The sequence below is a fragment of the Micromonospora sp. AMSO12t genome (assembly GCF_008806585.1).
GTDB lineage: Bacteria > Actinomycetota > Actinomycetes > Mycobacteriales > Micromonosporaceae > Micromonospora > Micromonospora reichwaldensis.
In genome coordinates, this window is sequence record NZ_WAAS01000247.1 from 1 (window position 1) to 9518 (window position 9518).

10 protein-coding genes and 1 tRNA gene are annotated in these 9518 nt (G+C 72.5%); 7 read left to right on the forward strand and 4 right to left on the reverse strand.

The window, feature by feature from the left end; all coding sequences use genetic code 11:
* From F6X68_RS26275 to F6X68_RS26295, 5 genes are all read left to right on the forward strand, one after another.
* Positions 1–912, forward strand: a 912-nt coding sequence (locus F6X68_RS26275; protein ID WP_151456789.1) for a sensor domain-containing diguanylate cyclase, incomplete at its 5' end; no start/stop codon positions are given.
* A gap of 9 nt (positions 913–921) precedes the next feature.
* Complete coding sequence (locus F6X68_RS26280; RefSeq protein ID WP_151456790.1) at positions 922–1884, forward strand: UTP--glucose-1-phosphate uridylyltransferase; 963 nt, start codon at positions 922–924, stop codon at positions 1882–1884.
* Positions 1881–3194 carry a gephyrin-like molybdotransferase Glp gene (gene glp, locus F6X68_RS26285; protein WP_151456791.1) on the forward strand — a complete coding sequence of 438 codons (1314 nt, stop codon included), beginning with the start codon at positions 1881–1883 and terminating at the stop codon, positions 3192–3194. Before F6X68_RS26280 ends, glp begins: the two co-directional genes overlap by 4 nt.
* A 144-nt stretch (positions 3195–3338) precedes the next feature.
* Positions 3339–3944, forward strand: coding sequence for a GNAT family N-acetyltransferase (locus F6X68_RS26290; RefSeq protein WP_370518989.1), 606 nt, complete (start codon positions 3339–3341; stop codon positions 3942–3944).
* A gap of 178 nt (positions 3945–4122) precedes the next feature.
* The gene (locus tag F6X68_RS26295; RefSeq protein ID WP_192581548.1) at positions 4123–4914 is read left to right on the forward strand and encodes a hypothetical protein; all 792 of its coding nucleotides are present in this window, start codon (positions 4123–4125) and stop codon (positions 4912–4914) included.
* Between the two features lie 9 nt (positions 4915–4923).
* On the opposite strand, the gene F6X68_RS26300 is transcribed toward F6X68_RS26295, so the two are convergent.
* Positions 4924–5667: a class I SAM-dependent methyltransferase gene (locus tag F6X68_RS26300; protein ID WP_151456794.1), complete on the reverse strand. Its 744-nt coding sequence runs from the start codon at positions 5665–5667 to the stop codon at positions 4924–4926.
* A gap of 245 nt (positions 5668–5912) precedes the next feature.
* On the opposite strand from F6X68_RS26300, the gene F6X68_RS26305 reads away from it, so the two are divergent.
* Positions 5913–5986: transfer RNA gene (locus F6X68_RS26305), tRNA-Ala, on the forward strand.
* 84 nt (positions 5987–6070) lie between these two features.
* On the opposite strand, the gene F6X68_RS26310 is transcribed toward F6X68_RS26305, so the two are convergent.
* The 3 genes from F6X68_RS26310 to F6X68_RS26320 form a co-directional block, all read right to left on the reverse strand.
* On the reverse strand, positions 6071–7036 hold the full coding sequence (locus tag F6X68_RS26310; protein ID WP_151456795.1) for a phosphotransferase enzyme family protein: 966 nt from the start codon (positions 7034–7036) through the stop codon (positions 6071–6073).
* 123 nt (positions 7037–7159) lie between these two features.
* Positions 7160–7939, reverse strand: coding sequence for a class I SAM-dependent methyltransferase (locus F6X68_RS26315; RefSeq protein ID WP_151456796.1), 780 nt, complete (start codon positions 7937–7939; stop codon positions 7160–7162).
* Between the two features lie 40 nt (positions 7940–7979).
* Complete coding sequence (locus F6X68_RS26320; RefSeq protein WP_151456797.1) at positions 7980–8444, reverse strand: MarR family transcriptional regulator; 465 nt, start codon at positions 8442–8444, stop codon at positions 7980–7982.
* Positions 8445–8580: 136 nt separating this feature from the next.
* On the opposite strand from F6X68_RS26320, the gene F6X68_RS26325 reads away from it, so the two are divergent.
* A complete protein-coding gene (locus F6X68_RS26325; protein WP_151456798.1) occupies positions 8581–9480 on the forward strand; it encodes an aminoglycoside phosphotransferase family protein in 900 nt (299 codons plus the stop codon).
* Positions 9481–9518: the final 38 nt, after the last annotated feature.

Below are 9518 nucleotides of genomic sequence, written 5' to 3' on the forward strand. Positions count from 1 at the left end.
CCCGGGGCGGAGCCGGCCGCCCCCGCCGGGGCGCTCGGTGTGCTGGCCCTCTACGACCGGCTCGGAGCGGACGAGTTCGACGACGACGACCTCGTCACCCTGCGCACCTTCGCCGGCCACGCCGCGGTGGCGGTGGACAACGTCCGGGTGCACGAGGAGGCGCAGCGGCTCTCGCTGACCGACCCGCTCACCGGGCTGTGGAACTACCGCTACCTGAAGGAGTCGATCCGCCGGGAGGTCGAGCGGGCGAGCCGGTTCGGCCGGATGCTCAGCGTCCTCGCCCTCGACCTGGACCGGTTCAAGACCGTCAACGACACGTACGGGCACGCGGCGGGGGACGCCGTGCTGGCCGAGTTCGCCCGCCGGGTGCGCGGCGAGATCCGCGAGGTCGACCTCGCCTTCCGGCAGGGCGGCGAGGAGTTCGTGCTGCTGCTGCCGGAGACCGACGCCCGGGGCGCGGCGATCGTCGCGGAGCGGCTCGGCGCGGCGATCCGGGACGCCCCGATCGCCGCCGACGGGCACGGCGGGGCGGCCGTGGCCATCGGCGTCACCGTCTCCGTCGGCATCGCCGTGCACCCCGACCACGGCAGCACCGGCCAGCAGGTGCTGGACGCCGCCGACGACGCCCTCTACGCCGCCAAGGCGGCCGGCCGGGACACCTGGCGCATCGCCGAGGAGCGGGCCGGACCGCCGGCGCGGGAGATCCCCGTCCCGGCCGCGGCGGCCACCCCCGAGGACGGTCTGCCGCGCGCCGGCGCTCCCCGCCAGCCGGTGCGGGTCCGCCCCGAACCGGCCGATCCGGCCGACGCCGCCCCGGGGAGCGCTCCGGGCGCGCCCGACCCGGTGCGGCCGGGTCCCTGCGGCGGCGCGTCTTCCGGTCCTCACCCTCCACGACAGAGCCGTGGCCGATAGTCTCGCGACATGTCGGAGCACTCAGCGAACCCCTCATCGGCGACCGCCGCAACCGGTCGCTCCCGTGCGGTCAAGGCCGTCATCCCGGCCGCCGGTCTGGCCACCCGGTTCCTGCCGGCCACGAAGGCGGTGCCCAAGGAGCTGCTTCCGGTGGTCGACCGGCCGGTGCTGCAGTACATCGTCGAGGAGGCCACCCAGGCCGGCATCGGCGACGTCCTGCTGATCACCGGGCGGGGCAAGACGTCGATGGTGGACCACTTCGACCGCCGCCCCGACCTGGAGGCGCGGCTGGAGGCGAAGGGCGACGCCGAGCGGCTGGCCGCCGTGCGCGGCCCCAGCGAGCTGGCCGAGATCTACACCTGCCGGCAGCCCGAGCAGCTCGGCCTGGGCCACGCCGTCGGCTACGCCGAGTCGCACGTCGGCGACCAGCCCTTCGCGGTGCTGCTGGGCGACGAGTTCGTCAAGCCGGCCGAGCCGCTGCTGCCCGCCATGCTGGAGCTCCAGGCGCGCACCGGCGGCGTGGTGCTGGCCTTCTTCGAGGTCGACCCGGCCGAGACGAAGCGCTACGGCATCGCCTCGGTGGAGCCGGCCGAGGCGGAGCTGACCTACATCGGCGAGGTCGTCCGGGTCACCGGCATGGTGGAGAAGCCCAAGCCGGAGGACGCGCCCAGCAACCTCGCGGTGCTGGGCCGCTACGTGCTGCCGAGCAGCATCTTCGACGCGATCCGGCGGACGGAGCCGGGCAGCGGCGGGGAGATCCAGCTGACCGACGCCATGGAGCTGCTGCGCAGCGAGGGCACCCCGGTGCACGCAATCGTCTACCGGGGCACCCGCTACGACACCGGCATGCCGCTGGGCTACCTCCAGACCGTGGTGCAGATCGCCGCCGAGCGCGACGACCTCGGCGCCGAGTTCCGCAAGTGGCTGGCCGAGTTCGTCAACTCCGACGCGTCGGGCGTGACTGGTACATGACAGCGTCGGCCGACGCCGAGGCGGCCGCGAACGAGTTGACGCCGCTCGCCGACTACCTGGGCAGCGTGCTGCGCAGGTTACGCGCGCTGCCTCCGCTCGACCTCGACCTCACCCAGGCGCACGGCAACGTCCTCGCCGAGGACGTCGTCGCGCCGCACTCCTTCCCGGCCTTCGACCAGTCGGCCGTGGACGGGTACGCCGCCCGCTGGGAGGACATCTCCGGAGGCGGTCGGGGCGTGGGCTACGTCCCGAGCCAGTCCGGCGGGCCGGGCGGGCGCAACGTCCGGCTCAACGTCGTCGGCGACCTCGGCGCGGCGAGCTGGCGGCCGGTCCGGCTCACCCCGGGCGCCTGCTTCTCCGTCGCCGCCGGGGCGCCGCTTCCGCTCGCCGCGGACGTGGTCGTCCCGGTCGAGTGGACCGACCAGGGCATGGCCGCCGTGGAGATCTTCCGCGTGCCCAAACGCGGGTACGGGGTGCGCCGGGCCGGCGAGGAACTGCCCGCCGGCACCCTGCTGGCCCGGGCCGGCACCTACGTGTCGCCGGCGCTGGTGGCGGTCTTCGCCGCCACCGGCATCGGGCACGTCGTGGTCCGGCCCAGCCCCCGCGTGGTGATCGTGGCCACCGGCGACGAGCTGGTCGACGTGGGCCGGGGCAGCCAGCCCGGCCAGACGGTCGACGCCAACTCGCACGCGCTGACCGCCGCCGCGGCCGAGGTGGGCGCCCTGGCGTACCGGGTGGGCATCTGCGACGACGATCCGGAGGGGCTGCGCGGGCTGCTGGAGGACCAGACGCTGCGCGCCGACCTGATCATCACCACGGGTGGGACCGGCACCGGGCCGGGCGACATGGTGCGGCGGATCCTCTCCCGGCGGGAGGGCAGCCGGGCCGGCCCGGTCACCTTCACCGAGGTCGCGCTCTACCCCGGCACCTCGCTCGGTTTCGGCACGGTCGGCGCCGAGGAGGTGCCGGTGGTCTGCCTGCCCGGCGACACGGGCTCCGCCCTGATCGGCTTCGAGGTGCTGGCCCGCCCGGCGATCAACCTGCTGGCCGGGGCGGAACCGGTGTTCCGGCCCAGCGTCCGCGCCCACCTGCTGGAGACGATCTCGTCCCCGGTGGGGCTGCGCGAGTTCCGCCCCGCGCACGTCGCCGAGCGGCGCGGCGGCGGCTACACGGTGCAGCCGCTCAACGGTGGCCCGTACACCCTCTCCGGGCTGGCCGAGGCGAACGGGCTGATGGTGCTCGGCGAGCGAGTGACCACCGCGGCGGCCGGATCCACTGTGGACGTCCTCCTGCTGGACCGGCGCCGGTGAGCGCCGTCCGAGATTCGGTTTCGTCGGTCGTGAACGGAAGGTCGGCCCGGTGAGTGCCGTCCGGGCTCTGGTTTCGTCGGTCGTGAGCGGAAGGTCTGTTCCGTGAGTCTGTTCGGGGTCGGGCGGGCGCCGGGGTGGCCGGCGGTGCTGGCCGACGGGCCGGTGCTGCTGCGGCCCTACCGGCGTTCGGACGCCGCCGCCTGGGCCGAGGTGCGCCGCGCCAACCGGGAGTGGCTCGCGCCGTGGGAGTCGTCCGTGCCGGGAAGCTGGCACGAGCTGAACTCGCCGGCCGCGTTCCGCTGGGTCTACCGCGACCAGCGCCGGTCGGCGCGCACCGGCGAGGGGATGCCGTTCGCCGTCTGCCTGCGCGAGGACGGCCGGGATCGGCTGGTCGGCCACCTCAACGTGGGCAGCATCGTGCGGCGGGCGTTCTGCTCGGCGTACGTGGGCTACTGGGTGGACTCCCGGGTGGCCGGTCGCGGCGTCATCCCCACGGCGCTGGCGCTCGCGGTCGACCATGCCTTCAGCGTGGGGCTGCACCGGGTCGAGGTGAACATCCGCCCCGAGAACCGGCCGTCCCGGCGGGTGGTGGAGAAGCTGGGCTTCCGCGAGGAGTCGTACCACGTGCGCTACATGCACATCGACGGTGCGTGGCGGGACCATATCGGATACGCGATGACCAGCGAGGAGGTCGCGGCCGAGGGTGGGCTGCTGGCCCGCTGGCACCGGCTCCGCGCCACCACGGGGTGAGGCGTCCCACGCACGGGATCGGCGCGGCGTGTCAGCATCCGCGTCCACGGCCCGTAACCTCAAGTAACTGCAAGCTGTGGCAAGCGCTGCTCCACCCGTACGATCCGCGCACCCGACCACCATCGGTGGAAGATCCTGCGGCCGGGCGGCGGTTGCTCCGAATTCGGTGACGGGAGGGGTGAGGGTGCCGACCTCGGTGCTCCTCGCCGTCCTCGCCGCCGCCGGTCTGCTCGCTCTCGCCCCGGCGCTGGTTCGCCGGTACGACGCCACCGAGCGGCTGGTGGCGGAGCGGGCGCAGTCGACGGCGCGGGTGCTCCAGCGCCGCCGGCGGCGCCGCACTGTGCCGGGGCGCCGCCCGGTGCACCTGCCCCGCAGCCTCGTCATCACCCTAAGTGAAGACGCGAACACGGGCGGGCTCTCCGCGCCGGTCTCCGCGCCCCCCGCCACGCGCCGGTCGAAGCGGCTGCGCGCCGTGCCGCCGGCCCCCCGCAAGGGCCGCCGCCGGCCGCCGCCCCGCCGACAGCACACCCCCGCCGTCTACCGCCGCCGTCGGGTGCTCGCCGCGCTGCTGCTGCTGAACTTCGTCGAGCTCATCGGCGTGATCGTGGTCAGCCCCGGCTTCTGGATCAGTTTCGGGGTCACCGCCGCGCTGCTGGTCGCGTACGTCGTACACCTGCGGCGGCTGGCGCTGGCGGATCGCCGGCGGCGGCGGGCGCAGGCCCGCGAGGCGGCGTGGCTGGCCGCCCGGCAGGCCGAGGTGCGGCGGGAGCAGGCCCGCCGGGCGGCGGCCCGCCGCGAGGCGCAGCGCCGCCTGGCGGCCCAGCGCGAGGTGGTACGCCGTGCCGCGATGGGCCTGGACCGCCCGGCGGACCTGCCGGCGGCGGCCAACGGCGGCTCGGTCTCCTACCGCCGCTCGGGTGGCCTGCGCGGTCGCCCCTACCAGTCCGGCCGCGGCTCCCACTCGGCCTGACCGGCCACGTCAGCTCGTGGCTGGCAGGCGGTAGACGGACACGTGCGACCGCGAGTCGGCGGTGAACTCGGCGCCGGACCAGTCCGCGTGCCGGCTCTCCAGCTCGAACCCGGCCAGCTGACCCATGAGGTCCAGCTCCGCCGGCCAGATGTAGCGGTGCGGCGACCGGAACAGCTGGGCGTGCGTGCTCTCGTCGAACCGGAAGTGGTGCGACACGACCTGCTGGCGCAGCACGTCGTAGGTGTCGAGGCCGATGTACCCCGGCTCGGACGACCAGACCGTCGCCTCCAGGCCCGGTGGGAGCTTGCGCAGCTCCGGCACCCACAACTCGATCACGAACCGGCCGCCCGGGGCGAGGTGGCGGGCGGCGTTGCGGAAGCAGGCCACCTGCTCGGACTGGGTGAGCAGGTTCGAGATCGTGTTGTAGACGAGGTAGACCAGCGAGAACTCGCCCGGGGCGGTGGCGGTCGCCATGTCACCGATCACCACCGGAACGGTCGCCTCATCCACCTTCGTCCGCAGCCGCTCCACCATCGGACGGGACAGCTCGATGCCGCTGACCGGCACCCCGCGCGCGGCGAGCGGAACGGCCACCCGGCCGGTGCCGACGGCGAATTCGAGCGCCGCCCCGCCGCCGGCCAGCTCGGCCAGGCGATCCACGGTCGGCCCCAGCACCTCGGGGGCGAACATGCCGGTGCCCGGGGTGTCGTAGCGGCGGGCGGTGTCGTCGTCCCAGACGTCTTCCTGTCGCATACGCCCCACGTTTCCCACCACCGCCCGCGATGTCCACCGACTTTCGCGCCGATCGGCTCCCCTCCGCCGCCTGCCTGGGGTCCTTCTTCGAGATCTTGGTGGCTGGCGGCCCCCGGAGGGGCCGTTTCGTGCCAAGATCTCGGCGCGCGGGGGGTGGATTCGCGGCGGGGGCGGTGAACCTGTTAGCCTTGGCGCCGGCCCGCCCGGTGAAAGCCGGGTGGGACCGATGCCGGTCCGCCGGCGGAGGGGTTGTGGCGCAGTCCGGTAGCGCACCTCGTTCGCATCGAGGGGGTCAGGGGTTCGAATCCCCTCAACTCCACCCAGCTCAAGGCCGTTTCCGCCCGTCGGAGACGGCCTTTTCCGATCTTGTACGGCAGCGGAGTGCAGCAAACGGCAGCCAGGGTCAGGGCTTGTAGCCGGGGTCGGCGACGGTCTCGGCGATGCGGGTGAGCCAGTACTGGTCGTTGGCGCGAGATTCCGGACTGGCCTCGGGGTTGAGGACGCTACGCAGAAATGCAGCGACGTCGTCGAGGTGCCGCTCGCTGCGGTAGTAGCTCAGCAAGGTCTGGTCCGGTTCCAGCGGCCCGTAGCCTCGGCGGAAGAGTTCGGCGCGGTGCGCGTCGATCGGGTGGTCGCCGAAGTCCTGGCTGTGGATGAACATCAGGTCCCGCTCGCGTGGCGCGAGGATCGGCGCGTCCCAGTCCACGACGTGCAGGGGACCGTCGTCGTCAGCGATCAGGTTGCCGGGATGGATGTCGGCGTGGCAGATGACGTGTCGAGCGTGCGTCACGCGGGAGGCCAGCTCGTCGACCGTCTCCGCCAACCGGTGCAGCGCGGCGCCGTACCGGTCCCAGAACGCGCCGAGGACCTCGCTCGTCGCAGCCTGTCCGCCGAGGGCCCGCAGCCGCTCGCCAGCGTCCGATCGGTAGGTCTCGACCGGCAGGACGGCGGCGAGGTCTGCGCTCGGCGTGACGGCGTGCAGGCGACCCAGGAACTCGCCGTACTCGCTCCACTGGCGGTCGGTGAGGCCGCGCCGCCACAGGCTGCCGCCGTCGTGGAACGGGTAGAGCAGCAGCTGGTACTCCCCGAAGCCGTGACAGGCTCCGCCGTCCGGCAGGTCGATGGGTGCCACGACCTGCCCGACGCCCTGCGCCTTGAGGAACCCGGGCAGCAGGACGGCCGCCCGGGTGAACGTGCCGCGGCGCAGCTTCAGGAAGTATCGCTCGCCGTCGGACGCGTCCACCCGGTACGCCCATGCGTGCCCGTCGAGCCCGACCGGCATGAACACGAGGTCGACGATGGTCATGGCCCAGGCGGCGGCCACCTCAGCCGCCAGGAGCCGCTCGTCGACACCAGGCTTGTCGATCATCGGCGGAGCGTCGCAGTTGGCAGTCCGGCCGGCAAGGGATTTGCCACCTGCGGGCGCCCGGGCGCCTGGCTGGCCCGCGAGTCGGGTCAGCCATGCCACGGCACGCCTGTCAGCCGCCCGCCGTCACGGCTTCACCGCCCGGGTGGCGAAGTAGCCGGGCAGCCATCCGGCGGTGGCGTCGGAGTGGTGCGGCGCCTCCTCGAATCCGACGATGACGAAGCCGGCGGCGAGCTGACCACCGATCTGCGCGGTCATCGTGTGGCTGTACTCCAGCGGTGCGTCCGCGCCCCACAGGCGTTCGCGCTCCGCCGCCGGGACGTGGGTCAGGTCGCTGTACGGCAGCCGGTGGCGCACCACCAGTTCGCCGCGCTGGTCCAGCGCCTCGCTGTCGAAGAGGAAGACGTCCGGGTTGAGGAAGCCGGACAGCAGCGTCCCGCCCGGTCGCAGCACCCGGAAGCACTCCCGCCACACCGGCGCGAGCTCGGGCACGAACAGGTTCGACACGGGGTGGAAGACCAGGTCGAACGAGGAGTCCGGGAACGCCGACAGGTCGCGCATGTCCCCGAGGACGGTACGCAGCTCCAGGCCGTCCCGCCGGGCGACCGACTCGTCCTGTTCGAGTTGACGGGGCGAGTTGTCGAAGACGGTGACCCGGGCCCCCGCAGCGGCCAGCGTCGGGCCCTGCTGCCCGCCGCCCGAGGCCAGACACAGGACGTCCGTGCCCGCGAGGTCGGTGGGGAACCAGGAACGGTCGACGGGCTGGTAGCCGATCAGGACGACCGACCAGTCACCGGCCCGCGCCCTGGCGATCGTCTCGCTGGAGACGGGGCGTGACCACTCGTTGCCCTGCTCGACCTGCCGGTCCCAGGCGGTGCGGTTGTGTGCTACCGGGTCAAGGGGCATGGCCTCACGTTACAGAGCTGGACTGACCAGGCTGGGCGCGCTATGCCGCGCCACCGGTGTTCAGGATCAACTGCCGGAGAACCTTGAGGGTCGCGACGTAGTCCGCGTCGTCGATGCCCTTGTGGATGCGGGCCCGGATTGCCGGCGCGTGCTGTTTGAGGCTGACTCGGGCGTCTTCTCCGGCTGCGGTGATCCACAGTCTTTCTTCCTCGTCGCGGGTCAGCCACCCGCGCTCCAGCAGAGCCTCCGCCTCGACGTCCAGATCGTCTTCGGCCCTGAGATACGAGCTCATCGCCCGTCGGAGCTCAGGAAGTGTCATCCCGCCGCCGTCGGGCAGGAGGTCGTTCCTGGAGAGGTTCCGCAGCAGCCAGAACTGGGGCTGAGTGAACCCGAGTTCGGCATGCCGGGCTCGGGTGAAAGCGATGAGGGATTCGTAGGCGACGCCTGTCCAGTAGGCGGCCGGTTGGCCCGCGAGTTCTGCGTCGGACAGTTGCAGCGTCGTCATGTGATCTCCTTCGCCGAGGACGGAACCATTGGGAACGAAGGTAGAACCTCAACGTCGGTTCAGGTCAAGAGCCTGGCGTGAGCGTGGACCGGCACCCCGGCACGCGCCCGGAAGCGCCGATGACAGAGTGGTACTCGTGGGCAGTGCGACCGAGCGCGAGATTCGCTGGGTCGAGTCGGCTTGGCAGCGTCGGATCACCAGGGTGCGGCGCCTCACGGGTGGTTGCACGTCCACCATGCTTGGCCTGACCGGACACGACGGCGAACAGGCTGTACTCCGACTGATGACGAAGGAGCCGTGGCGCCGACACGCTGCCGGGCTGCTTTCCAGGGAGGCGGCTGTCCAGCACCAACTGCAACGGTCATCGATCCCAGCGCCTCGAAGTGTCGCCCTCGATCTGTCCGGGGACTCCGCCGGGGCACCGGCACACCTCATGTCCTGGCTGCCCGGGCGTCTGTGCCTGACCTCTGCCGCGGACGGCATCCTGGAGGCGATGGCGCAGGTCCTCGTCAGCATCCACCAATTCGCGCCCGGCCGGGACAGGCCACGGCAGTACCAGTCCTGGGCGGCGCCGGACAAACGAGTCGTGCCGCCGTGGGCGCAGCGGCGACAGCTCTGGCATCAGGCGTTCGAGTTGCTGGACCAACCCGTACCGGCCTATGCCGGTACGTTCCTGCACCGAGATTTTCATCTGGGGAATCTGCTGTGGTCGCAGGGGCGTGTCAGCGGCGTCGTGGACTGGGTCGAGACATCGTGGGGACCGGCGACCCTGGACGTGGCACATGCCGCGACCTACCTCGCGATGTTGCACGGCGTTGAGGCTGGAGCCAGATTCACGAACGCGTACCGTCGCCGGGCTGATGACCGTCACGACGAGGACGGGTGCCGGTACTGGAACGTCATGGACATTGTCGGCTACCTGCCGGACCCGGTGAAAGTCGTCCAGCCATGGCGCGACTCTGGACTAAGCATCAGTGACGACCTCGCTCGCAGCCGACTCGAGCAGCGGCTTGAGCACGTTCTGCGAGCTCACTGACGACCTGACTGGCTCCCGCTCGGTCGGTGCCGCACCCG